This is a genomic window from Clostridioides sp. ZZV15-6383 (assembly GCF_020657735.1).
In the GTDB taxonomy this organism is placed as follows: domain Bacteria; phylum Bacillota; class Clostridia; order Peptostreptococcales; family Peptostreptococcaceae; genus Clostridioides; species Clostridioides difficile_D.
In genome coordinates, this window is the sequence record NZ_JAGWCV010000004.1 from 63,119 (window position 1) to 89,270 (window position 26,152).

26 protein-coding genes and 1 other annotated feature are annotated in these 26,152 nt (G+C 28.9%); of the genes, 25 read left to right on the forward strand and 1 reads right to left on the reverse strand.

What is annotated here, in order from left to right:
• Positions 1–23 precede the first annotated feature (23 nt).
• The 17 genes from sigE (at position 24) to KGF42_RS02950 (ending at position 15,937) form a co-directional block, all read left to right on the forward strand.
• On the forward strand, positions 24–746 hold the full coding sequence (gene sigE, locus KGF42_RS02870) for an RNA polymerase sporulation sigma factor SigE (RefSeq protein ID WP_003416098.1): 723 nt from the start codon (positions 24–26) through the stop codon (positions 744–746).
• Positions 747–837: 91 nt separating this feature from the next.
• Positions 838–1,611, forward strand: a complete 774-nt coding sequence (gene sigG / locus KGF42_RS02875) for an RNA polymerase sporulation sigma factor SigG (protein ID WP_003416101.1) — start codon at positions 838–840, stop codon at positions 1,609–1,611.
• A 103-nt stretch (positions 1,612–1,714) separates the two neighbouring features.
• Positions 1,715–1,978 carry a YlmC/YmxH family sporulation protein gene (locus KGF42_RS02880; RefSeq protein WP_003416105.1) on the forward strand — a complete coding sequence of 88 codons (264 nt, stop codon included), beginning with the start codon at positions 1,715–1,717 and terminating at the stop codon, positions 1,976–1,978.
• A 21-nt stretch (positions 1,979–1,999) separates the two neighbouring features.
• Positions 2,000–2,461: a transcriptional regulator NrdR gene (gene nrdR / locus KGF42_RS02885; protein ID WP_227821151.1), complete on the forward strand. Its 462-nt coding sequence runs from the start codon at positions 2,000–2,002 to the stop codon at positions 2,459–2,461.
• A complete protein-coding gene (pgeF, locus tag KGF42_RS02890; protein ID WP_311315295.1) occupies positions 2,458–3,219 on the forward strand; it encodes a peptidoglycan editing factor PgeF in 762 nt (253 codons plus the stop codon). The genes nrdR and pgeF overlap by 4 nt, the downstream gene beginning before the upstream one ends.
• 14 nt (positions 3,220–3,233) lie before the next feature.
• Entirely contained in the window at positions 3,234–3,926 is a 693-nt protein-coding gene (locus tag KGF42_RS02895) for a response regulator transcription factor (RefSeq protein WP_227821149.1), read from the forward strand.
• A 28-nt stretch (positions 3,927–3,954) separates the two neighbouring features.
• Entirely contained in the window at positions 3,955–5,244 is a 1,290-nt protein-coding gene (locus KGF42_RS02900) for a HAMP domain-containing sensor histidine kinase (protein ID WP_227821148.1), read from the forward strand.
• 54 nt (positions 5,245–5,298) lie between these two features.
• On the forward strand, positions 5,299–6,231 hold the full coding sequence (locus tag KGF42_RS02905; RefSeq protein ID WP_227821147.1) for a YIEGIA family protein: 933 nt from the start codon (positions 5,299–5,301) through the stop codon (positions 6,229–6,231).
• Positions 6,232–6,275: 44 nt separating this feature from the next.
• The gene (locus KGF42_RS02910; RefSeq protein ID WP_227821146.1) at positions 6,276–7,208 is read left to right on the forward strand and encodes a YIEGIA family protein; all 933 of its coding nucleotides are present in this window, start codon (positions 6,276–6,278) and stop codon (positions 7,206–7,208) included.
• A gap of 1 nt (position 7,209) precedes the next feature.
• Positions 7,210–7,410, forward strand: a complete 201-nt coding sequence (locus KGF42_RS02915) for a capping complex subunit for YIEGIA (protein ID WP_004454951.1) — start codon at positions 7,210–7,212, stop codon at positions 7,408–7,410.
• Positions 7,411–7,646: 236 nt separating this feature from the next.
• On the forward strand, positions 7,647–8,975 hold the full coding sequence (locus tag KGF42_RS02920; RefSeq protein ID WP_227825667.1) for a DUF512 domain-containing protein: 1,329 nt from the start codon (positions 7,647–7,649) through the stop codon (positions 8,973–8,975).
• 27 nt (positions 8,976–9,002) lie between these two features.
• Complete coding sequence (gene der, locus KGF42_RS02925) at positions 9,003–10,328, forward strand: ribosome biogenesis GTPase Der (RefSeq protein WP_003426959.1); 1,326 nt, start codon at positions 9,003–9,005, stop codon at positions 10,326–10,328.
• Between the two features lie 34 nt (positions 10,329–10,362).
• The gene (gene plsY, locus KGF42_RS02930; protein WP_227821144.1) at positions 10,363–10,977 is read left to right on the forward strand and encodes a glycerol-3-phosphate 1-O-acyltransferase PlsY; all 615 of its coding nucleotides are present in this window, start codon (positions 10,363–10,365) and stop codon (positions 10,975–10,977) included.
• A 30-nt stretch (positions 10,978–11,007) separates the two neighbouring features.
• A complete protein-coding gene (locus KGF42_RS02935; RefSeq protein ID WP_227821143.1) occupies positions 11,008–12,027 on the forward strand; it encodes an NAD(P)H-dependent glycerol-3-phosphate dehydrogenase in 1,020 nt (339 codons plus the stop codon).
• A 301-nt stretch (positions 12,028–12,328) separates the two neighbouring features.
• Positions 12,329–13,804 (forward strand): stage IV sporulation protein A, encoded by a 1,476-nt coding sequence (gene spoIVA / locus KGF42_RS02940; RefSeq protein ID WP_227821142.1) that lies wholly within the window; start codon positions 12,329–12,331, stop codon positions 13,802–13,804.
• Positions 13,805–14,286: 482 nt separating this feature from the next.
• Positions 14,287–14,556, forward strand: coding sequence for an ACT domain-containing protein (locus KGF42_RS02945; protein WP_227821141.1), 270 nt, complete (start codon positions 14,287–14,289; stop codon positions 14,554–14,556).
• A gap of 25 nt (positions 14,557–14,581) precedes the next feature.
• Positions 14,582–15,937 (forward strand): PFL family protein, encoded by a 1,356-nt coding sequence (locus tag KGF42_RS02950; RefSeq protein ID WP_227821140.1) that lies wholly within the window; start codon positions 14,582–14,584, stop codon positions 15,935–15,937.
• Between the two features lie 442 nt (positions 15,938–16,379).
• On the opposite strand, the gene KGF42_RS02955 is transcribed toward KGF42_RS02950, so the two are convergent.
• Positions 16,380–17,420: a PTS sugar transporter subunit IIC gene (locus tag KGF42_RS02955; RefSeq protein WP_227825668.1), complete on the reverse strand. Its 1,041-nt coding sequence runs from the start codon at positions 17,418–17,420 to the stop codon at positions 16,380–16,382.
• Between the two features lie 381 nt (positions 17,421–17,801).
• Between KGF42_RS02955 and KGF42_RS02960 the strand changes: the two genes are divergently transcribed.
• From KGF42_RS02960 to KGF42_RS02995, 8 genes are all read left to right on the forward strand, one after another.
• A complete protein-coding gene (locus tag KGF42_RS02960) occupies positions 17,802–18,437 on the forward strand; it encodes an HlyD family efflux transporter periplasmic adaptor subunit (protein ID WP_227821139.1) in 636 nt (211 codons plus the stop codon).
• 9 nt (positions 18,438–18,446) lie between these two features.
• A complete protein-coding gene (locus KGF42_RS02965) occupies positions 18,447–19,151 on the forward strand; it encodes a YggS family pyridoxal phosphate-dependent enzyme (RefSeq protein ID WP_227825669.1) in 705 nt (234 codons plus the stop codon).
• 39 nt (positions 19,152–19,190) lie between these two features.
• Positions 19,191–19,649 carry a cell division protein SepF gene (locus tag KGF42_RS02970; RefSeq protein WP_227821137.1) on the forward strand — a complete coding sequence of 153 codons (459 nt, stop codon included), beginning with the start codon at positions 19,191–19,193 and terminating at the stop codon, positions 19,647–19,649.
• An 18-nt stretch (positions 19,650–19,667) separates the two neighbouring features.
• Positions 19,668–19,925, forward strand: coding sequence for a YggT family protein (locus KGF42_RS02975; protein ID WP_054274603.1), 258 nt, complete (start codon positions 19,668–19,670; stop codon positions 19,923–19,925).
• Between the two features lie 9 nt (positions 19,926–19,934).
• The gene (locus KGF42_RS02980; protein ID WP_227821136.1) at positions 19,935–20,720 is read left to right on the forward strand and encodes a YlmH/Sll1252 family protein; all 786 of its coding nucleotides are present in this window, start codon (positions 19,935–19,937) and stop codon (positions 20,718–20,720) included.
• A gap of 34 nt (positions 20,721–20,754) precedes the next feature.
• Positions 20,755–21,282 carry a DivIVA domain-containing protein gene (locus tag KGF42_RS02985; RefSeq protein WP_227821135.1) on the forward strand — a complete coding sequence of 176 codons (528 nt, stop codon included), beginning with the start codon at positions 20,755–20,757 and terminating at the stop codon, positions 21,280–21,282.
• A gap of 173 nt (positions 21,283–21,455) precedes the next feature.
• Positions 21,456–21,691: a binding site (T-box leader), on the forward strand.
• Between the two features lie 91 nt (positions 21,692–21,782).
• A complete protein-coding gene (gene ileS / locus KGF42_RS02990; RefSeq protein WP_227821134.1) occupies positions 21,783–24,890 on the forward strand; it encodes an isoleucine--tRNA ligase in 3,108 nt (1,035 codons plus the stop codon).
• Positions 24,891–25,186: 296 nt separating this feature from the next.
• Positions 25,187–26,059, forward strand: a complete 873-nt coding sequence (locus KGF42_RS02995) for a YitT family protein (RefSeq protein ID WP_227821133.1) — start codon at positions 25,187–25,189, stop codon at positions 26,057–26,059.
• The last annotated feature ends 93 nt before the right edge of the window (positions 26,060–26,152 follow it).

A 26,152-nucleotide genomic window follows, 5' to 3' on the forward strand; every position in this document is an offset into this window, starting at 1 on the left:
TAAAAATTTAAGGGGGACAAGGAATGTTACGATTGAAAGAAAGAATTATAAGCTTTATTACTATGTTAGGTATTAAATTAAAAATAATAAAGCCAAAGGGAATATATTATATGGGAGGGGCAAATATACTTCCTCCTCCATTAAAACCAGAAGAAGAAATGGAGCTTTTACAAAAACTAGAAACAGATGAAAGTGTAAAGTCGATTTTAATAGAAAGAAATCTTAGATTAGTGGTCTACATATCAAGAAAATTTGAAAATACAGGTATAGATGTAGAAGATTTGATTTCAATAGGAACTATAGGTTTGATAAAAGCAGTTAATACTTTTAAACTGAATAAAAACATAAAATTGGCAACTTATGCTTCAAGATGTATAGAAAATGAAATATTAATGTACTTAAGAAAAAATAATAAAAAGAAGACCGAAGTATCATTTGATGAACCTTTAAATATAGATTTAGATGGAAATGAACTTTTATTATCTGATGTTTTGGGTACAGAAAATGATGAAATATACAAAATAATTGAAGAAGAAATAGACAGAGATTTATTGGTTATGGCACTTGACAGATTAAGTGACAGAGAAAAGCAAATTATGGAATTAAGATTTGGTCTTATAGATAAAGGTATTGAAAAAACACAAAAAGAAGTTGCTGGAATGCTTGGAATATCTCAGTCCTACATATCTAGACTTGAAAAGAAAATAATTTCAAGATTACAAAAAGAAATGAAAAAATTTGTATAATGTTAAATTAATTCTTCTTAAAAAGTATAAAAAAATTGGAAATGTAAATAATTTCAATAGATGAATACTTTTGAGAGAGGACTGAAAATGTATGCAAGTTAATAAGGTTGAAATATGTGGTGTTAATACATCTGAACTTCCAGTTCTTAAAAATAAGCAAATGAAGGAACTTTTATTACAAATAAAAAATGGTGATGAAGAAGCCAGACAACAGTTTGTAAGAGGAAATTTAAGATTAGTCTTGAGTGTAATAAAAAAGTTTAACAACAGAGGAGAAAATATAGACGATTTATTTCAAATAGGTTGTATTGGTCTTATAAAAGCTATAGATAATTTTGATTTAAGTCAAAATGTAAGGTTTTCAACTTATGCTGTTCCTATGATTATAGGAGAAATTAGAAGATATTTAAGAGACAATAATCCAATTAGAGTAAGCAGATCATTAAAAGATATAGCATATAAGGCGCTACAAGTTAGAGAAAGATTAATTAGAACAAATTCTAAAGAACCTACAGTATCAGAAATAGCAAAAGAATTAGAATTAGAGGTAGAGTCAGTTGTAATGGCACTTGATGCCATACAAGACCCAATATCTCTATTTGATCCAGTATATCAAGACAATGGAGATGCAATATTCGTTATGGATCAGGTTCAAGATAAAAAAGATACTGATGAAAATTGGTTGCAAGAAATATCACTTAAAGAAGCTATTAAGAAATTAAATAGTAGAGAGAAGTTGGTATTAGATTTAAGGTTTTACAAAGGAAGAACTCAGATAGAAGTTGCTGATGAAATCGGTATATCTCAAGCACAAGTATCAAGAATTGAAAAGAATGCTTTAAAAAATATGAGAAAATATGTATAAGTAATCCATGGACTGTAAACATTATTTTAATTTAAATGACCTATATAGGTCATTTTTTTTTACTTCGATACATATTTATTTTTAAAGAAAGGGTGAGTATAATATGATTAGAGTTTCTGATATAATGGAAAAAGAAATTATAAATGTAAAAAATGGAAAAAGGATGGGATTTATAATAGACATAGATATGGATATTCATGAAGGGAAAGTAGTCTCATTTACCATTTTTGGAGATGGAAGTAGAAGTTTTTTTTCAAGAGGAGGGGATGAAGAAGTTATATTTTGGAATGATATACTTAAAATAGGTTGTGATACAATAATAGTAAATATAGGTTCAGAATTAAGCTTAGATGAGTTTGAGATATAGTTAAACAAAGGAGGAATATAGATGCAATGTCCTTATTGTAATTATAAAGAATCAAAGGTAATAGATTCTAGACATACAGATTTAAAATCTATCAGAAGAAGACGTGAATGTGAATCGTGTAAAAAGAGATTCACCACATATGAGAAAATAGAAACAACTCCTTTAATGGTTATTAAAAAAGATAATAATAGAGAATATTTTGATAGAGAAAAGATAAAATATGGGTTATTAAAAGCATGTGAAAAAAGACCTGTATCTATTGAAGAGATTGAAAGTATTGTTGTACATATTGAAAATGAAATAAATAAATGTTTTATAGAAGAAATTGAAACTAAAAAAATTGGTGAGATGGTAATGGATAAGTTGAAAGATTTAGATGAAGTTGCCTATGTGAGATTTGCTTCTGTGTATAGACAGTTTAAAGATATAAATACTTTTGTAAATGAGCTTAAAAGTATATTGATAGAAAAAGGAGACAAATGATGAAAGATTATATAAATATAAAAAATGTACAAGATATTAAAGAGTATGTTAATTTAGATGGTAATTGTAAAGAACTTGATGAAAAATTAGATTCTATAAATCTAGTTATAACATGTAAGAATATAGATGCAAAAAATAAAGAAGACATGTTAAAAGTATGTAAAGAATGTGATTTGACATTTGAAAATTTAACTAGTAATTCTCAAATACATTCAGATATAGTTAACGTAGTTAATGAAGATACTATAGGGAAAAGAATAGATGGAGATGCACTTATAACAAACTTAGAGAAAGTACCCCTTTTACTATTTACTGCAGATTGTGTACCTATCTCAATCATAGATGCTAAAAATAAAGCCATAGGACTGGCTCATGCAGGCTGGAGAGGTACTTTTAGTAATATAGGTCATAAAACAATACAATTAATGTCTGAATGTTATAAAACAGCTCCTGAAGACTTAGTATGTATAATTGGGCCATCAATTGGGCCTTGTTGTTATGAAGTATCTGAGGATTTGGTAGAAAAATTTAACACAATTCTTACAAATAATGATGAAAAGTTCTATATAATAAAAGAGGGAAGTTACTATTTAGATTTATGGAAAATTAATGAGTATATGCTGAGATGTAGTGGAGTTAAAAAAGAGAATATAATAAATTTAAATTTATGCACTGGTTGTAAAGAAGATGAATTCCACTCTTATAGAAAACATAATAAGGCATCAGAACGAATAGGAACGGTACTACAGATAAAATAGAGAGGAGCTTTTTAATGAATACTAAAGTGCTTGTTATAGACGATGAAATGCATATAGTTGAGCTATTAAAATTCAATTTGGAGGTGTCAAATTATGAAGTTAGTTATTCATATGATGGGTTTGATGGATTTGTAAAAGCTAAGGAAATTAAACCAGATTTAATACTTTTAGATTGGATGCTACCAAATATAAGTGGAATAGAAGTTTTGAGAAAAATAAGAAGTGATAAAGACTTAAAAAATATTCCTGTTATAATGCTTACTGCTAAGAATATGGAAAATGACAAGGTTGAAGGGCTTGAAATAGGTGCTGATGACTATATAACTAAGCCATTTAGTATAAAAGAGTTGTTAGCTAGGATTAGTTCTGTTTTAAGAAGATATAACTTGACTAGCTTAGGTGAAGAAAATAATATACTTACTACAGGTAATTTAAAACTAGATTTATCAAAGCATGAAGTCACTAAAGGTTCTGAAAAGATAGAGTTAACACTTAAGGAATTTGAGTTGTTAAAATTATTAATTCAAAATAAAGGAAAAGTACTTTCAAGAAATTATCTTTTAGATAAAATATGGGGATATGAATACTATGGAGAAACTAGAACAGTAGATGTTCATATAAGATATTTAAGAAAAAAAATAGAAGATGAAGATAAATCAGAAAAATATATAGAGACTATAAGAGGTGTAGGATACAAAATAGATTAAAAAGGTTATATTTTAGGAGTGTTATCTTGTGGAAGAGTTAAACAGTATATATTTTTTTATTGTTATGTTGTCTATAGTTATTGTGATATTAGCTGTAAGATACACAATAACATTAAGAAAATATTTAAAAGAATTTATATATGTCTCAAAAAAAGTAAGTAATAATGAATACCATGCTAGGCTTAATATATCAGCCAAAGGAGAGCTTGGAGAATTAGCTAGAAATTTTAACCATATGATAAAGAATATGGATAAAACATTAGAAGAAGTACAGTATAAGCATTTACAGTTAAGGTCTATATTAAAGAGTATATCTCATGGAATTCTGGCTATAGATGTGAATGGAAATATACTTCTGATAAATGATGAAGCAAAAGAAATGATAAAAAGTGAACCAAATCAACTGGTTGAAGGTCACAATATCAATGTTGTAATAAAAGAAGAAGAAATATTAAGACAGATACTTCGATTTATTGGTTCTAAAGATAATGAAACTGCCAATATTACTACTAAAGATGATATAGTATACAAAATAAAAGTAGACCCAGTTTATCTTCAAAATACCAACAATGTAATAATAGGTTCGATAGTAAATATAGAAGATATTACTAAAAAAGTTAAGCTTGAAAATATGAGAAGTGATTTTGTTGCAAATGTAAGTCATGAACTTAAAACACCACTTACATCTATAAGTGGATTTGTTGAAACACTAAAGTCAAATGAAAATATAGATGTGAATACTAGAAATAGATTCTTAGAAATAATAGAAAGTGAATCAGATAGATTAAAAAGATTGATTGATGATATATTATTATTATCATTTGTGGAAAATAAAGATACTCTTCTTATGGAAAATGTTGTAGTATATGATGTATTTAAAGAGGTATATGAAATAACTCAACATTCAGCTAGTGAAAAAAATATAGAAATTTTATACAAATGTGATGATAAGTCAATAAGTATATTATCTAATAAGGATTATATAAAACAAGTATTTTTAAACCTAGTTGATAATGCTATAAAATATACTCAGGATAATGGGATTGTACAAGTTGTAGTTTTAAAAGATGAAGAAAAAATAGTAATCAAAGTTATAGATAATGGTGTAGGGATACCAAAAGAAGATGTAGAACGCATATTTGAACGATTTTATAGAGTAGATAAAGCAAGAAGTAGAGATGTAGGAGGAACGGGTTTAGGATTGGCTATAACTAAGCATATAGTTAAATCGCTAAATGGATGTATAAAAGTAAAAAGTGAACTTGGTATTGGTAGCGAATTCATAGTTACAATATTACAAAAAAATTTCCTTAAATAGAAGGGAATTTTTTTTGTTTTTTGCACAAACTATATAAGAGAAGGAGCTGAGAAAATGGAAGAAAGTTTATTGAATGCAAATTTATTTAGACACTCTTTTATAGTTGCACTAGTTGTAGGAATATTATGTAGAGGATTAGTTTTAAGAGTTACAGACAAACAATACCCATCAAGACCACAAGATTATTTAGAACAGATAATTATATCTGGGCTTTCAGCTTCATTAGGTGCTATAGCATTGCCTGCACTTATAGACAAGGAGTTTGCAGCATTGACATTTTTTGCAGTAGCAATACAACAGTTTCAAGGTCTTGCAGAGCAGGAGAGAATAACATTAAAAAATATTGACAATGAAGAATTAGTACCAAAGGGAGATGCTTACGTCGAAGAAATAGCATCTACGTATGAATCTAGAAGTTATATAAGTCTCTTTTCTGCATTAGTATCTTCTATAGTTTATATTGTTTTTGCAAGAAAGTATAACCTTAGCTTTTTTTATTGTACAGTATTAGCTATTGTGTCAGGGTCTATTGTTGGTTTAATTTTTAGAAGATTTTTAAGAAGAAACAGTATAGCAGATATAGCGGATATAGTTCCTGCGAAAATAAGTTTTGAAGGACCTATTTTAATGGTAAATGATGTAATAATAACGAATATAGGTCTAGAAAGTACAAGAGAAAAATATAGAAATGAATGTCTGGCTGTAGAAGTTATACCAAGAGATTTAGGTGCATTTGGAATAGTAAATGATATAGGGCAAAGACAAGCTATAATACATAATCTATTTATTCATATGGGTATAGATAGAGATGTAGATGAGGTTGATATTGTTGCTATATCTAAGACTAACTTAAAAAAAAGTACTGTGGTTATACCATATATGCCAATACTCAAAGATATAGATGTCATGATAGATGTAGTGAAAAGTACGCCTATTATAGAAACATCAAAAGGAAAACAGAGTGATTTTTCTAGAAAAACTTTATAGATTTAAATGTAATATTTTAGATTAAATATTTTAGGAGGGATTTAATGGATAGAGTATTTTTTGTTGCTGTTATTATTGGTATAACATCTAGAGTTATAATGTTGAATTTAGACCAAAAACAGTATCCAACTCAACCAAATGTTTTACTGTCTCAACTTATATTAGCATTCGTCGCTTCTTCACTAGGAGCATTATTGGTTCCAGCTCTTATAAATCGTTCTTATACATCTATAACATTTTTATCCCTAGCAGCAGAACAATTTAGACAAGTGAGAGCAAATAGAAGAAATACATTGCAAAATTTAGAGGAAGTTCAACTTGTAAAAAGAGGAGCTGCATTCATAGAAGAGATAGCTAGAACTTACGAAGTAAGAAATTATATGTGTATAGTTACATCCTTTTTAACAATAGGATTGTATTATGTAATACTTGCAGAAACGAATATAAGTGAAGGTATGAGCCTAATAATAAGTTCAATTTGTGGATTATTATTAGCTTTTATACTAAAAAAACTCCTTACTAGAAAAAGTATTGGAGACATAGCTGATGTAATTCCTGCTGAGATTAGTTTTGTAGATGAGTCTATATTGAAAGTAGGAGATTTAAAAGGGATAACAAATATAGGTCTAAAAAGTGATAGAGAAGTATATATTAATAGAGGTGTAGGAATAAAAATAATTCCTAAAAATAAAGATTATGCTAATGCAGGAATATTGTTTGACTCAGGTCAAAGACAAGCGATAGTATACAATATATATTCAAGGTTAGGTTTATATGGAGATTATGGAGAACCTTCATTCGTACCATTGCCTAGAAGGAATAAAAATGATGAAAGTATAATGATTGCTTATTTACCAGTAGATAAGAATGTAGAAAAAGTAATGGAAGCTGTAAAGTCGTGTCCAATACTTTCAAGTTCTAAAGGAAAAAACTTATCACTAAAAAATTATAAAATAGGAAAGAAAGGAAGTGCATAAGATGGGAATGGATATAGGTTTAAATGAATATACCCTAGCTATAGTTACACTGGATAAGAATATGAAAAATGGTGGAGGTTGTCCAATATTTTATGCAAATGATGAGAAAGATTTACAAAATAAGGCATTGTTGATGTCAAAGTGTGTAGGTGGAATGGTTCATGATATGACAAATGGAACGTTAATCATAGTAAAACATTAAAATTATAATTTTTTTTAATAACAAATAATATTCAAATTTAAGTCTCTTAAAGATTTGAATATTATTTGTTTTAATCTATTTTATAGCTATTTACTCATATTGACTATTAGAATTAAAATGTGTTATTATGACATGAAATGTTTAAAAATGCTATTATAAAATATAATAAATTAACAAATTGTATATGAAAATATATTATAATAAGCCTTGGTGAATATAAAAGAGTGGTGAAAATATTGGAAGTAAATGTAAAAAAAATAAATAATATTATAAGTAAGGTTTACAAAGATAGTATTGCAGAAGAAATAGGTATAGAAGTAGGAGATTTACTTATATCTGTGAATGAACAGCCAATACATGATATAATAGAGTATAGATTCTTACTAAGTGATGAATATTTAGAAGTAGAAATACAAAAAAAAGATGGCGAAGTATACATATACGAGATAGAAAAAGACTATGATGAAGATTTGGGTGTTGAATTTACAAATCCAATAATTGACCAAGCTAAAAGCTGTAGAAATAAGTGTATGTTTTGTTTTATAGACCAATTGCCAGAAGGTATGAGAGAAACTCTTTATTTTAAAGATGATGATTCAAGGTTATCTTTTTTACAAGGAAATTTTGTTACACTTACAAATATGAGTGAAGAAGATATAAATAATATCATTAAATATAGAATAAGTCCTATAAATATATCTGTGCATACAACTAATCCAGAATTAAGACAAAAAATGATAAGCAATAAATTTGCAGGAAAATTATATGGTATAATGGAGAGATTGGCAGATGCTCATATAGAAATGAACTGTCAAATTGTTTTATGTCCAGGTATAAATGATGGAAAGGAATTGGATAGAACAATAAAAGAACTAGCTCAACTTTATCCATATGTAAACAGTGTTGCGATAGTACCAGTTGGAATTACAAAACACAGAGAAAATTTAGCAAACTTAGACATATTTGATAGTAAAGGTGCAAGTAGAACTATAGAACAGATACACAAAATGCAAAAAAAATATCTTAATGAAATAGGAACTCGATTTGCCTTTTTATCAGATGAATTTTATATATTATCTAAAATAGAATTACCTAAATATGAAGAATATGAAGGGTTTTTACAGTTTGAAGATGGTGTTGGAATGATACGTAAATTAAAAACAGAAATTGAAGAATATTTAAATACGTTACCAGAAAATATGCTTAAAAGAGAAAAGAAAGTATCAATAGCTACTGGTCATTCTGCATATGAATTCATACAAAGTATGGCAGATGCTATGATGGACAAGTTTAAAAATCTTCAAGTAAATGTATATGAAATAAAAAATAAATTTTTTGGCGAGACAATAACTGTATCAGGGCTTTTAACAGCTAAAGATTTAAAAGAGCAGCTTGAAAATAAAGAATTAGGAGAAGCTCTTTATATAACAAGAAGTATGCTAAAAGCAGATGAAGAAATTTTTTTAGATAATATTGAACTAAATCAGTTAGAAGAACTTATGAAAATAAAAATTATCCCATGTTTGAATGAAGGAAAAGACTTTGTGGATAAAATTTTAAAATAGAAAACAAAAGATGGAAGGAGAAACAAAATGAGTATAAGCAGGCCAGTTGTAGCTGTAGTTGGGAGACCAAACGTTGGTAAGTCTACAATATTTAATAAATTTGCAGGAAAAAGGATATCAATAGTTGAAAATACACCTGGAGTTACAAGAGATAGAATATTTGCTGAAGTAGAGTGGTTAGATAAGTATTTTACATTAGTGGATACAGGAGGAATTGAACCTGATAGCGAAGATATAATATTATCTCAAATGAGAAATCAAGCAATGCTTGCAATGGACATGTCACATGTAATACTTTTTATAGTTGATGGTAAGGCTGGAATAACAGCTGCTGATAAAGAAATTGCACAATTGCTTAGAAAGACAAAAAAACCAGTAATCTTAGTAGTTAATAAGATTGATAGTCAGAGTCAGTTTGATAATATATACGATTTTTATGAATTGGGATTTGGAACTCCTTTTGCAGTTTCAGGAGCTAATAGTATGGGATTTGGAGATTTATTAGATGAGATAGTTGAAAATTTTCCAGCAGGATTAGATACAGAGTATGAAGAAGATATAATAAGAGTAGCTATAACAGGTAAACCAAATGCAGGAAAAAGTTCTATACTTAATAAGATACTTGGAGAAGAAAGAGTAATTGTAAGTCCAATTGCAGGAACTACTAGGGACGCAATTGATACTTATTTTGAAAAAAATGGACAGAAATTTCTTCTGATAGATACAGCAGGTCTTAGAAGAAAAAGTAAAATATATGAGACAATAGAAAAATACAGTGTAATAAGAGCCATGAGTGCAGTGGATAGAGCAGATGTAGTATTGATAGTAATAGATGCTCTAGAAGGTGTAACAGAACAAGATACAAAAGTTGCAGGTATAGCACATGATGAAGGTAAAGGGTGTATATTTGTAATCAATAAATGGGACTTAATAGAGAAAGATAATAAGACTATGAGTAATTACACAAAAGATATAAAAGAAAAATTTCCATTTATGATGTATGCTCCAATAGTATTTGTTTCTGCAAAGACTAATCAAAGAATGAATAAGATATTGGATACAGTTGAGTATGTGTCAAATGAACATTCTAAGAGAATATCAACTTCAGCACTAAATGAAGTAATTGGAGAAGCTGTAATGTTAAACCAACCACCATCTGACAAAGGTAGAAGATTAAAAATTTACTATGGGACTCAAACAGACATTAGACCTCCTAAAATTACACTGTTTATAAATGATAAGGACTTAACTCACTTCTCATATCAAAGATACCTTGAGAATAAGATAAGAGAAAATTTTGGATTTGAAGGAACTTCCATAAAGTTTGAGTATAGACAAAAAAATAAAAAATAAATATCTAAAATATAACTAAAGGGAGGGAAATTCAGTGGAGATATTTAGTTATATAATTATTGCTGTGGTTGCATATCTTTTAGGCAATATATCGACTTCGTACATAGTTGCAAAGCGAATTGCTGGGGTTGATATAAGGACACAAGGTTCAGGTAATGCAGGTTCGACAAATGTACTTAGGACACTTGGGAAAAAAGCAGGAGCAATGACATTTTTAGGTGATGTCCTTAAAGGTGTGATAGCTGTTTTAATATCAGAGCTTACAGCAAGATTGGTTGGTATAGATACTCTTTTAGCTGGATATCTGGCAGTTATATGTGTTGTAGCAGGTCATAATTGGCCAGCAGTTTTAGGATTTAGAGGGGGTAAAGGTGTTGCAACTTCGTTAGGTGCAATGCTCGCTGTAAATCCAGTAATAACATTAATGTGTCTAGCAGTATTTATATTGGTGGTATCTATAACAAAATATGTTTCATTAGGTTCTGTTGTAGGAATAGGATGTTCACCAATATTTATGATTATAGTAAAAAATAAAGCTGGCTTAATAGTAGCTTTGTTTTTAACTGCATCAGTAATATATAATCACAGAGCAAATATAAAGCGATTATTAAATGGGACAGAGAGAAAAATTGGTCAAAAGAAAGAATAGTAAATATATTATACTCAGGTGGTGTTAAACATGGAGAAAGTATGTGTATTAGGTACTGGAAGCTGGGGAAGTGCATTAGCTTTAGGTCTTGCAAAAAAAGGTAATGATGTGAGCATGTGGACTCGAAAAGAAGAACAAGCTAAAAAAATAAACAGAACTAAAGAAAATACAGACTATTTACCAGGAGTATTATTTCCAAATAATATAACTATAAGTACTGATATAGAAAAAACTATAAAAGATTGTAAGGTGATAGTTCTAGCAGTTCCATCACAGGTTGTAAGGAGTACTTGTCAGAAAATAAAACCATTTATAAAAGAGGGACAAATTATTGTAAATGTAGCAAAAGGTCTTGAAAAAGGTACTAGACTTAGATTGTCTCAAGTCTGTGAAGAAGAATTACCACAAAATCCATATGTAATACTATCTGGGCCATCTCATGCTGAAGAAGTAGCAAGGGATATTCCTACTACAGTAGTAGTAGCTTCTAAAGATTTAAAAGTAGCACAGATGATACAAGATTTATTTATGAGCCCTAAACTTAGAGTTTATACAAATCCAGATATAGTTGGAGTAGAACTTGGAGGAGCATTAAAAAATATTATAGCCTTTGGAGCTGGGATATGTGATGGATTGGGGTATGGTGATAATGCAAAAGCTGCCCTTATGACAAGAGGTATTAGTGAAATGAGCAGACTTGGAATTGCTATGGGAGCTAGTATGTCTACATTTGCGGGTCTTTCAGGTATAGGAGATTTAATTGTTACCTGTACAAGTATGCATAGTAGAAATAGAAGAGCTGGTATACTCATAGGTCAAGGTATGAGTTTAGAAGAGACTTTAAAAGAAGTAAAGATGGTTGTAGAAGGAATAACTGCTACTGAAGTAGCACATGATATTGCTGAAAATTTGAATATAGACATGCCGATAACTAATGCTATATATTCTGTAATAAAGAAAGGTTCAAATCCTAAAGAAGTTGGAATAGAACTAATGATGAGAAGTAAAAAGCATGAAATGGAAGAAGTAGTTTTAGGTGATGACATATAAATTATAACATAAAAAAATATATATTTTAGCCCTCTTTATTATAAAGAGGGCTATTTTAATTTTATGTAGCATAGTCTATGTTATAATGCAATAAATCATTTTATATACAATTTATAACTATTATAATTATCATTATGTCTTTTAGTGCAATAGATTTTAATAAATTTAATTTAGCTTGAAGTTTACTAATTTCTATATGTAGGGGAATTTAATATTGCTAGTCTTTATTTTTCTATTTTAAGAATATTAACCCCTAACTCTAAATATAATTTAATAAGATTAGATGTATAGGAGGAATAATATGAATAATAACATATACGAAGATATATCCAAAAGGACTCAGGGGGATATATATATTGGAGTAGTGGGTCCTGTAAGAACAGGAAAATCAACTTTTATAAGAAAATTTATGGAAAAGTTGGTTATACCTAATATAGACAATGAATTTAAAAAAGATAGAACAAGAGATGAGATACCTCAAAGTGGTTCAGGTAAAACAATCATGACGGTAGAACCAAAATTTGTACCAGCAGATGGTGTAGAAATTAAAATAAAAGACACAGTATCTTTAAAAGTAAGAATGGTAGATTGTGTTGGATACATAGTTGAAGGAGCTTTAGGGCATGAGGAAGGTGGAAAACAAAGGTTAGTATCAACTCCTTGGTCACAAGAAGCTATGACATTTGAAAAGGCAGCAGAGATAGGAACTAAAAAAGTTATAAAAGACCATTCTACAATAGGAATAGTTGTCTTGACAGATGGTTCAGTTACTGGCATTGATAGAAAAAGCTATGTAGAACCAGAAGAAAGAGTTATACAGGAATTGAAAAGTCTTAAAAAACCATTTGCAGTGGTTTTAAATACGTTAAGTCCAAAAAGTGAGGAAACAAATATGCTTAGAAATGAATTGGAAGAAAAGTATGAAGTTCCAGTTCTTCCAATGAATGTGGTTGAAATGGAAGAAGATGATATAGAGGAAGTTATGGAAGCTGTGTTATATGATTTTCCACTTACAGAAATAAGAATTAATTTACCAAAATGGGTTGAAGGTCTTGAAAGAAATCATTGGATAAAAAGTAGCATAATAACAACATTAAAACAAAGTATTATAGATATAGGTAAAATAAGAGATATAGAAGGGATTATGCAAGGATTTTCAGCGTTAGAGTTTTTGGAAGATACAGGTGTTGATAATGTAGAGTTAGGAGAAGGTGTTATAAACATTGATTTGCAGACAAAGCAAGATTTATTCTACAATATCCTTGAAGAAAAGAGTGGATTTAAAATTGAAGGAGATTATCAATTGCTTAGTCTGATAACTAGACTATCTAAAGTCAAAAATGAGTATGATAAAATAGAAAGTGCTTTAATAGATGCTAAGATAAAAGGATATGGAGTAGTAGCCCCTTCTTTAGAAGAACTTAGTTTAGAAGAACCAGAAATAATGAAACAAGGAAAACAATATGGTATCAAGTTAAAAGCCAATGCACCATCACTTCATATTATAAAAGCAGATATATCTACAGAGGTTTCTCCAATAGTTGGAAATCAAAATCAAGGTGAAGAGATGATAAAATATCTTATGGAAGTATTTGAAGAGCAACCAGCAGATTTATGGGAATCAAATATGTTTGGTAAGTCACTTCATGACTTAGTAAAAGAGCAATTACAAAGTAAATTATATACTATGCCAGAAGAAATAAGAGTTAAAATGCAAAAGACTTTACAAAAAATTGTAAATGAAGGAAGTTCTAACATTATAACTATTTTGTTATAGAAGTATAGCTACTTATTAAAGTGAAACATTTGTTTACTTTAGTAAGTAGCTTTTTATTTATAAAAGTTACTAGAAATATAAATTTATAATGATTGATAATTGTGGAAAAATTATGATGGATAAAGTTTATTTTTTGGCAATATTGTTTTAAAGCTAGGAAAGTATAGTTGAGTTCATACAAATAAAAAAATAATTTTTAGAATGGTATCATTTAGGAAATAGAGAGATTACTAAGTAATACCTTTCATTATTATGAAAACTGTATTTATTATTGAGAAAATATATATAATACATGAATTTTCTAAATAGTATAAAAATAATAGAATATTGAAAAAAAATTGACAAATGAATGTGTAGGTATTAAAATATATTAAATATATACATAAAAAGTGATTTACTAACAAATAAATGAAATATATGTTAATACATAGTTCAATTTGTAAAAATATAAGATTTATAAAAAAATAAGGGAGGATATTATTATGAAAGCCATTTTAACAGTAATTGGAAAGGATAAACCAGGTATAGTAGCAGGAATTAGTGATGAATTATATAAGCAAAATATCAACATAGTAGATATATCACAGAAGATATTGCAGGATTATTTTACAATGATTATGATAGTTGACTTAGAAAAGTCATTAAGTTCTTTTGAGCAAACGGTTGAGGACTTGGTTAAAAGAGGTAAAAAATTATCAGTAGAGGTAAAAATTCAACGAGAAGAAATATTTAATTCAATGCATAATCTGTAGTAGACAGTAAGGGGAGGTGATAACAGTGAATGTAGGAAATATACTTGAAACAATCAAAATGATAGATGAAGAACAGTTAGATATAAGAACTATAACTATGGGGATTTCTTTATTAGATTGTATAGACCCTGATGGAGATAAAGCTAGAGAAAAAATATATAATAAGATTATGAATTCTGCTAAAGATTTAGTGAAGGTTGGAAAAGATATAGAGCGTGAATTTGGTATACCAATTGTAAATAAAAGGGTATCAGTAACTCCAATTTCCATTATTGCAGGTGCAACAGATGAAAGTGACTATGTAAAGTTTGCACAGACGTTGGATAAGGCTGCAGAGGATTTAGGTATAGATTTTATTGGAGGATTCTCAGCATTAGTTCAAAAGGGATATACAAAAGGTGATAAGATATTAATTAAATCAATTCCAAAAGCTCTAGCAAGTACTAATAAAGTATGTGCTTCAGTAAATGTAGGTTCTACAAGATGTGGTATAAATATGGATGCAGTAAAAGAAATGGGAGAAATCATAAAAGAAACTGCAGAATTAACAAAAGATGCAAAAGGTTTTGGTTGTGCAAAACTAGTAGTATTTTGTAATGCAGTGGAAGATAATCCATTTATGGCAGGGGCATTTCATGGTGTTGGTGAAGCCGATAGAATTATAAATGTCGGTGTAAGTGGTCCTGGAGTTGTTAAGAGAGCTCTAGAGAAAGTAAAAGGAGAGCCATTTGATGTTGTTGCAGAAACAGTTAAAAAGACTGCATTTAAAATTACAAGAGTTGGACAACTTGTAGCAAAAGAAGCTTCTAGTAGATTGGATGTTCCATTTGGGATAATAGACTTATCCTTAGCTCCTACACCTGCTATTGGTGATTCAGTGGCAAACATATTAGAGGAAATGGGTCTTGGAGTTGTTGGTACTCATGGTACCACTGCAGCATTAGCACTTTTAAATGATGCTGTTAAAAAAGGTGGAGTAATGGCGTGCTCACATGTTGGAGGACTTAGTGGAGCGTTTATACCAGTATCTGAAGATGCAGGTATGATTGATGCTGTTATCAAAGGTGCTTTAAGTATAGATAAGCTTGAAGCAATGACTGCTATTTGTTCTGTAGGTCTTGACATGATAGCTGTACCAGGAAATACTACAGCAGGTACACTTGGAGCTATGATAGCTGATGAAGCAGCAATAGGTATGATTAATAACAAGACTACAGCAGTTAGAATTATACCAGCTCCAGGATGTGATGTAGGTGATATGGTAGAGTTTGGAGGTCTTTTAGGACGCGCACCAGTAATGCCTATAAATACAAATTCATCTGAACTATTTACTCAAAGAGGCGGAAGAATTCCAGCTCCTATACATTCATTTAAAAACTAAGTACACTACATATAATAATATTTAAATAAAGATTTAGATGGCTAAATTAAAGAAGTCTATATATTTAAATATTATAATTAAGATAATAAATTTAAAAAGTTAGTTGTTAAGATTGTGATAACAATAAAGCGATACATGGTCATTTAAAAGACCATTTATCGCTTTTATTTTAATAATATCTAATTAATATAAAATTTCTATGTATTTTAAAGTTTATGCTACCTAATAGTAATAAGTTATATTAATTTTTATATCTAAAATATCAACCAAATAAAAAACTAAATAAAAAGAATAACTAAAAAATAAAAATTTATCTAAATATTCAACACACATAATAATCATAAATATAAATAAAAAATAAAACTTTTGCAATTAGTAAAATTGCCTACCTACAATATAAAACTCTAATATTTAAAATATAAATTTATAAATCTTATTGTTTTTAAGCAATTTCTTCCTCTACATCAGTACCACGTATTTCACCAGCAGTAAGAACTTTAAAGGTACTGAATATTTTTGAACCTAAAAATCCTGCAATTACATTGAATAGGGCACATAAACCAGCTGTTATAATAACTTGTTGAACTGGATTATAAGCAAACATTATGGCAAACCCAGCCACAGGTGTAGCTGTACCTGGTGTCATGTTTACAAGACCCATCAAAGCTACAATGATACCAGAAAAAGCTCCTCCAAAGAAATTAGTAGAATATATAGGTATTGGATTAGCTGAAATTATGTCCGATTGAGTCAATGGTTCAATAGCAACAGATATAATATCTTTTTTAGAACCTAATTTCAATTTTGCAAATAGTGTTGAGTTCATAAAAGCTGAACCAAAAGCACCTAATGCTCCTATTGCCATAGGAAGACCAGTAAGACCAATTATAGATGTAAGAGCCATTGAACTAAGTGGAGATGTTCCAACTACTGTTATTAGACCTCCTAGTATAATTCCCATTATTATAGGGCTGATGTTGGTAGCTTCTATTAAAACTTGTCCAATTTGTAGTAGTGTACTATTAACTAATGGGTCTACATTTGATGCTATAAGACGAGATAGTGGTGCACATAGAAGAATTACAACTACTAAATCCACTCCAGGTGGCACTTTTTTCTCTATAAATTTAATTAAGAAAGAAACAAAGTATCCAGCAACGAATCCAGATAATATAGAAAAATCTAAACAAGACAATCCTATTAGAACTGCATAAACTGGAGACACACCTAAAGCTAAAGGCACAAGTATAGCAGCAGCAACTCCACCAAGGCTACCATTAGCAGCACCAACACTTCTAAAAAATTCCATACCTAGAACATCACCAAGTAAAGAAAGGTTGAATGCCTCTACTAAGAAAGTAGCACATGCAGCATTTGCTAGAGCTCCCATAGCCTTCATACCATATGGAGCTTTGTAACTAAAAATTGTGAAACAACATAGAACCAATAAAAGTAAACCTGTTCCTAATAGAATTTCTGACATAAGAAAATCCTCCTTGTATTTTTTTTAGGACATAAACCTTTGTTGTGATAACGTTATCCTAGTGCGTAAATAATTAACTAAATCAATGTCAACAGAACAAAAGTTATTTTAAATCTTAATTGGTTTTATATTGTATCTAAAAATAAAAATAACTATAAAAATATATAAAGTAAGCTTAACGTATAAAATATAAATTAAACTTATACTTTATAATACAATTATATATAAATAATACAGTCTTGTATAGAAAGATTGATAAAAAATAAATTTAATATAAAAAAAACAATTATTAGAATATAAAATATTAGCATATAAAAAAGGAATAAACCTTTTTTAGAAGAAGTACTTATTAATGAAAGAAATTTTATAGGGGGAGAGTAGTTGAAAAAGATTAAATATACCAGATTAGTAATGCTTGGTATTCTTATATATTTAGTATTTAATGTATTAGTAATGATAATTAGCAAAAACGTAGATACATTGGTACTAAAAAGTGAAAAAGTTGATGCAAAAATTCATGTAAAAGGAACTATAGAAAAAGATGCCAATGACCAAAATAGTTATTTATCTACATACATCAGTAAAGAAGATTCTAAGAACTTTGAAAAGAATCAAAATGTAGTAATTGAACATAACAAGCAAAAAATAGATGCAAAAGTTTACAAAATATATAAAAATAATAATAAAATAATGATAAAATTAAAAATAAGTAACCAAATTGTTGCAAATCAGGATACAAGTGTCGAAGAATTTGATATAATATATAATCAGATGGAATGTTTAAAAATACCTAAAACTTCTATAAAAACAAAAGACAATAAACGTGGTGTATATGTAATTGATGAACAATCACAAAGTGTAAAATTTGTCATATTAGAAGGAATAACTTATGAGAATGAATCTTCTGTATTTGTGGATTATTATAAAAATGACATAAATGGAGTCACAAGTGTTAATCTATATGACAAAATAATTTTAAGACCTAACAGTATAAACACAAATATAAGGATAAAGTAGGTGATAATAATGGGTTCTATTAAAGATAATTTATCTGAGATAAGAAGTAAAATTGATAAAGCTGCAAAAAAAGTAAATAGGGATAGTGAAGAAATTACCCTTTTGGCAGTCACAAAAACTGTTGATGTAGATTTAGTTAATGAGGCAATTGAGGAAGGAATAACTTCTGTTGGTGAAAATAAACCACAAGAATTAGCTAGAAAGTATGATATTATAGGTGACAAATTAAACTGGCACTTGATAGGGACTTTGCAAACCAATAAAGTTAAATACATAATAGATAAAGTTTGTATGATACATTCTTTAGATAGAATTGCATTATGCGAAGAGATTCAAAAACGTGCAGAACAAATAAATAGAGAAATAGATTGCTTAGTACAAGTGAATATATCTAAAGAAGAATCTAAGCATGGACTTGATAAAGAAGAAGTTGTAGATTTTGTCAAAGAAGTGTCAGAAAAATATAAAAATATAAAAATAAAAGGTCTAATGACAATGGCACCTTTTGTAGAAGATGAAGATGAAATAAGAGGTGTATTCAAAGGTCTTAAAGATTTATCAAAACAAATAAAAGAACTAAACATACCTAATGTAGGAGTGGACGTTTTATCAATGGGAATGAGTCACGATTATGAAATTGCTATAGAGGAAGGGGCTACCATTGTCAGAGTTGGAACATCAATCTTTGGAGAAAGAAACTATAATAAAAAATAATTACTAAAATCTGAATAAATTCTAAGGAGGAAGTTAATAATGTCAAATGGAATAATATCTAAATTTAAGAACTGGATAGTTGATGAAGAAGAAGATTACATTGAAGATGAATATGAAGATGGCATGGACGATGTAGTTCAAGAAGAAGAAATGAACAGTGGATTTAGTACTGCAAAAGCAAATAAAATTGTAAATTTACATACAACTAGTCAAATGAAAGTTGTAATAGTTGAACCTAAGGTTTATGATGAAGCTGCAACTATAGCAGACCATCTAAAACAGAGAAGGGCAGTTATAGTGAATTTGGAAGGGTTGACTAATTCTGAAGTTCGTAAATCTATATTTAACTTTATGAATGGGGCGGTTTATGTTTTAGATGGAAGTATACAAAAGGTTTCTAAATCAATATTTATACTAGCTCCTAATAATGTGGATATAGATGCAAATATGAAAAAAGAATTAGAAAGTAAAGCATTCTTCCCTTGGCAAAATAAATAGTAAAAAGGCGGTTAATATATGGGAACAATAAGAATTGCACTTTATTATCTTTTAGATATAATAGCATGGATGATAGTTATAAAAAGCTTGATGACTTGGTTTCCAAATGGAAGACAAAGCAAAATTTTTGAGATTTTAGAAAATCTTACAGAGCCAATAGAAGGACCAATAAGGTCTATAATGTACAAATATACAAATGGACCTATAGATTTTTCTCCTTTAATTGCAATAGTGTTATTGATGTTCCTAAGACAATTAGTGTTGGTTATATTCTAAGGTGATAGGATGGATAAATTAAAATTAACAAATCACATAAAGGATATAGACTTGAAAAATAAAATGTTTAAAGTAATAGACAAAGCTAATAGTTGTATAAAAAACTATGATGTCAAGTCTACTGAGTTTCTTAATCCATATGAAGTGAAAAATGCTGTAGCAATATTAAATTCTACAAATGAAATAAAATACAGTGTGGATGGAGGTTATGAACAAGCTGAAAGAAGCACTGTATTTATTTATCCATTTTATATGGAATATGAAGATATAGAAGATACTCTTAGATTTTTACAAATAGAAGGGAATTTCAAATTTAAAAATATATCTCATAAAGATTATTTAGGGTCAATTATGAGTCTAGGTATAAAAAGAGAAAAAATTGGAGATATAATTATACATGATAGCTTTTGTCAAGTAGTTGTAAGTAGTGATATTTGCGATTTTATAATTGTAAATTTAGGAAAAGTTTCAAGAAATAATGTAATTGTAAAGGAAATTTCCAGGGAAAATATTGTTAATAGTTCTTCAAAATATAAAGAAGTATCATTTACAGTATCTTCAGATAGACTAGATTGTGTCATAAGTGGTCTTTATAATATATCTAGACAAGATAGTGCAAAATACATAAATGGAGAAAAAGTCCATGTCAATTATGAAAAGATAACTTCAACCTCTAAAATAGTAAAAAATGATGATTTGATTTCTATTAGAGGCAAAGGAAGAGCTAAAGTAACACAAATAGGAGATATTACTAAAAAAGGAAAAATAAAAGTTCAAGCAAGATTAATTGTATAAGGACTAATTTAAATTATAGCTGGGAGGAAATGTAATGCTAACTCCAATTGAGATAGAAAATAAAGAGTTTAAAAAAGGTTTAAGAGGGTATAGAGATGAAGAAGTTGATGAATTTTTAGATATCATCAAGGAAGACTATGAATCTCTATGTAGGGAAAATAAAGCTCTTAAAGAAAAATTAGGATTATATCAAGACCAAGTAAATAAGTATGAAAATATTGAAGAAACACTAAAAGCCACTTTAATAACTGCTCAAAGTGCAGCAGAAGACACTTGTAGTGCGGCTAATAAAAAAGCTAAGATAATTGTTGAAGAAGCTGATTTAAAAGCTAGACAAATTATAGAACAAGCTAATAACCGTGTTATAGAGATAAGAAAAGAGTATGATGCTTTAGTTAAAGAATTCAAGATATTTAGAAATAAATTTAAATCACTGTTAGAAGATGAAATAAGAAGTGTTGATGAGATTTTTTATGATGTAGATGAAAAATGTGTAAATGCATTTGAAGGAACAACAGTGTATAATTATAGTAATGATGAAGCTGCTACAACCCTAGAATAATCTTGTACTTTGTTTGTTTTTAGGTAGAGTCGTTGTAGAAGTTTGAGAAATCTATAACAAAGATTGAAAATAGGATAAAAATGTAAGAAAAATATAAATTATTATATTTTTCAAAAATATATTGACTATTCAAATTATTTGTTATAGAATTTCATATAAACACAGATAAATTTTTAAAAGCGTTGATAGAGACATTTATCTTTAGATAATTTTACAGAGAATTGGGAATGCTGAGAACCAATGAATTTATAAAGATAAAAAATCACTCTTGAGCTGCAGGCTGAACGATTAAATTCTATTAAGCTGTGCCGGTTAAGTGCCGTTATACTATTAGAGTGTTATATGTGGCTAGTATTTTAGTTCACATATAGAATTAGGGTGGTAACGCGATTTATAACTCGTCCCTTTGGTTTAAAGGGGACGAGTTTTTTAGTATTTAAATTTATGTGAAAGAATAAAAATTTTTGGAATTATAATATTTATAAGAAAGGGTGATTTACATGGCGAAATTTAAGCCATTAGTAGACAGTTCTGTAAAACAAGCAGAAGCACAAGTTTTTGATTATTGGAAAGATATAAATATACTTGAAAAAACTTTAGAAAAAGGTAAAGATGACCCAAGTTTCGTATTCTATGAAGGACCTCCAACTGCTAATGGAAATCCTGGTGTACATCATGTTTTATCTAGAACACTTAAAGATTCAGTTTGTAGATATAAAACAATGTCTGGTTATCAAGTAAAAAGAAAAGCTGGTTGGGATACACATGGATTACCGGTTGAAATACAAGTAGAAAAAGAATTAGGTCTTACTAGTAAACAACAAATAGAGGAGTACGGAATAGCTGAATTTAACCAAAAATGTAGAGAATCAGTTTTTTCATTTGAAAAACAATGGAGAATAATGACTGAGAGAATGGCTTATGAAGTTGATTTAGATAATCCATATATAACTTTAGATAATAACTATATAGAGTCTGTATGGTGGATACTGAATAAATTCAACAAAGAAGGATATATCTATGAAGGGCACAAAATACTTCCTTATTGTCCAAGATGTGGAACTGGTCTTGCTAGTCATGAGGTTGCACAAGGATATAAAGAAGTAAAAACTAATACAGTTATAGCTAAATTTAAGAAAAAAGATGCTGATGAGTACTTCTTAGCATGGACAACAACTCCATGGACTTTACCATCAAATGTTTCATTAACAGTAAATGCTGATGTAGATTATTTAAAAGTTAAAAAAGGTGATGAGGTATATTATGTATCTAAGCCTTTAGCTGATAAAGTACTAGGTGAAGACTATGAAGTTTTAGAAGAAATGAAAGGTAAAGACCTAGAAGGGTTAGAATATGAACAATTAATGCCTTTTGTAGAAGTTGACAAAAAAGCATTTTTCATTACAGTAGGAGATTATGTAACTACTGAAGATGGTACTGGAATAGTTCATACAGCACCAGCGTTTGGTGAAGATGACTATAATACAGGGAAAAGATATGACTTACCAGTTGTTCAACCAGTAGATGAAACTGGTAAATTTATAGCTACTCCTTGGGAGGGTAGATTTGTAATGGAAGATGGTCTAGATGTTGAAATAATAAAATTGCTAGCTTCTGAAAATAAACTATATAGTAAAGAGAAAGTAGTTCACAATTATCCTCACTGTTGGAGATGCCAAACTCCATTAGTATACTATGCAAAACCAAGCTGGTATATAGAGATGACTAAACTTAAAGATAAATTAATAGAAAACAATAATGGTGTAAAATGGTTCCCAAGTTTTGTAGGTGAAAAGAGATTTGGAAACTGGCTAGAAAATCTAAATGACTGGGCAATATCAAGAACTAGATATTGGGGAACTCCTCTTCCTATATGGAGATGTGAGTGTGGTCACACAGATTCAGTTGGTTCAAGAGCTGAATTAGCTGAAAAAGCTATAGAAGATGTAAACCCAGAGACAGTTGAACTTCATAGACCATATGTAGATGATATACACTTAAAGTGTGAAAAATGTGGAAAACCAATGACAAGAGTAACAGAAGTTATAGACTGTTGGTTTGATAGTGGAGCTATGCCATTTGCTCAACACCACTATCCATTTGAAAATAAGGAAAACTTTGATGAATTGTTCCCAGCTGATTATATATCAGAAGGTATAGACCAAACTAGAGGTTGGTTCTACTCATTACTTGCAGTATCAACATTTGTATTAGGAAAAGCACCATATAAGAGTGTTTTAGTTCCAGACCTTGTACTTGATAAAGATGGTAAGAAAATGAGTAAATCAAGAGGAAATACAGTAAATCCAATGGAATTATTTGACCAATATGGAGCAGATGCACTAAGATGGTATCTACTATATGTTTCTCCACCATGGACTCCAACTAAATTTGATATGGATGGATTAAAAGAAATCCAAAGTAAATTTATAGGTACTATGAAGAATGTATATAATTTCTTCACTTTATATGCAAACACAGATGATATAAATCCAACTGAATTCTTTGTAGGATATAAAGATAGACCTGAACTTGATAGATGGATATTATCTAAGTTCAACAATTTAATGAAAGATGTAGAAGAAAACTTAGATATATTTGAGTTAAACAAGACTTTAAGAATGATACAAGATTTTATAAATGATGATTTATCTAACTGGTATATAAGACGTTCAAGAAGAAGATTTTGGGCAACTGAATTAACAGAAGATAAAAAAGCAGTTTATAATACAACTTATGAATTATTACATGGTCTTTGCAGAGCTATAGCTCCATTTGCGCCATATATGTCAGAAGAAATGTACAGAAATCTAACAGGAGAAGTATCTGTCCATTTAGCTGAATATCCTAAATTTAATGAAGAATTAGTAGACACTAAATTAGAAGAAAAAATGGATTTAGCTAAAAATTTAGTTACTTTAGGTAGAGCTTCAAGAGAAGTTGAAAGAATAAAAGTTCGTCAACCATTACAAAAAGTGTTAGTAGATGGTAAGTTTGAAGATACAATAAGCGATGTAGTTGATTTAATAAAAGAAGAGCTTAATGTTAAAGAGGTAGTATTTGCTAAGGATTTAGATGAATATATGAACTTTAGCCTAAAACCAAACTTTAAGGAAGCAGGACCATTACTAGGTTCTAAGATGAATTTATTCGTTGGAGCATTAAATAAATTAAATGCTCATGAAGCTGTCAATAAACTTGAAAAAGGTGAGACTTTAACAGTTGATTTAGATGGAGAAGACTTTGAGTTCAATAAGGAATTAGTGCTAATAGGTATAACTGCTAAAGAAGGATTTAATGTATCTGTTGAAAATAATCTTTTTGTTATACTAGATACTAAGCTAACTGAAGAGTTGGTTGATGAAGGTTATGCTAGAGAATTTATATCTAAAGTACAGCAATTAAGAAAATCTAATAACTTTGAAGTATTAGATAATATAGTAATAGAATACTGTGGTGATGATGAAATTGCTAAGGCTGTTGAACATTTTGATGAATACATCAAGTCTGAAACTTTAGCTTTAGAAATAAATAGAGTAGATGATAAGTCTTTAGAAGAACAAAATTTAAATGACCATATGACAGGTATAAAAGTTACAAGAAAATAAAAAGAATAGTTAGTCAATCAAAATCCCTATAGAAATTAGTTTATAAATTTCTATAGGGATTTTTTAGTACAGTATAATTATCTATTCAATAAAATGTTGTAATATTCCAAAATTTACAATAAATAAATCTGTATAAATCATATAAATTATTCATAGCATATGATAGAATATTAATTAATAAACGTTTAAGTGAGGATGAATAATATTTTTAGTAAACTACTTTTGATAAATTTATTTATAAATTTATCGTGTGTTATGCAGGGTGGTTTATTTATTATGTAAAGGGGTGCGTTTTGATGTATGGTGAAAGCAAAAAGCTAAGTGTTGATAATAACGTATTTTTACAATATGGTCTTATTATATTGGGTATGATTTTATCAACCATAGGAATAAATTTATATCTAGCACCAGCCAAGTTATTAAGTGGAGGAGTAGCTGGAATTTGTGTTATATTATATAAATTATTTGGTATAAATCAGGGAATATCAAGTTTCTTGATGAATATACCAATATTTATTATAGCTAGAAAGTATTTTGATAATAAATTTTTGTTAATAAGTTTTGTCAATATGTTACTATTTTCTGTAGCACTTGGGTTAACACAAGACATTGCTAAGTATTTTCCAATAGATGATACTATGTTACAGTGTATTTATGGTGGTGCATTAACTGGTATAGGTATGGGATTGACTTTTAAAGCAAGAGCTACTGCTGGAGGACTTGATATAGTAGCAGCGATAATGAAAAGAAAATACGATATACCTATGAAAAATACATTTTTATTTATTAACTTCTTTGTAGTATGTGCAGGTGCCTTCTTATTTGGAGCTAAGTTGGTAATGTACACTTTAATTACTATGTATATAATTTCTTTTACAATGGACATAGGAAAAGATTGCTTTGATAGAAAAAAATCTATACTTTTAATATCAAATAAATATGATGAAATATCCAAAGTAATAATGAGCAAGATGGGAAGAGGAGTTACTTTTTTGGAGGCAGAAGGTGCATATACACAAAACAAGAAAAAGATGATTTATTGCATAATATCTGCAAATGAAATAGGTAAATTTAAAGATTTAATTTACGACATGGATAGTGAAGCTTTTATTTCTGTCAATAATGTGGAAGAAGTAAAAGGTGGAGGTTTTAAGGATAAATTTCTTTAAGATTATAAGATGCTAAAAAATGCCATATATATTGAGATTATACCTAGTTAGATGTATACTGTAGTTAATGGGGTACATGAAGTACTCAATAAT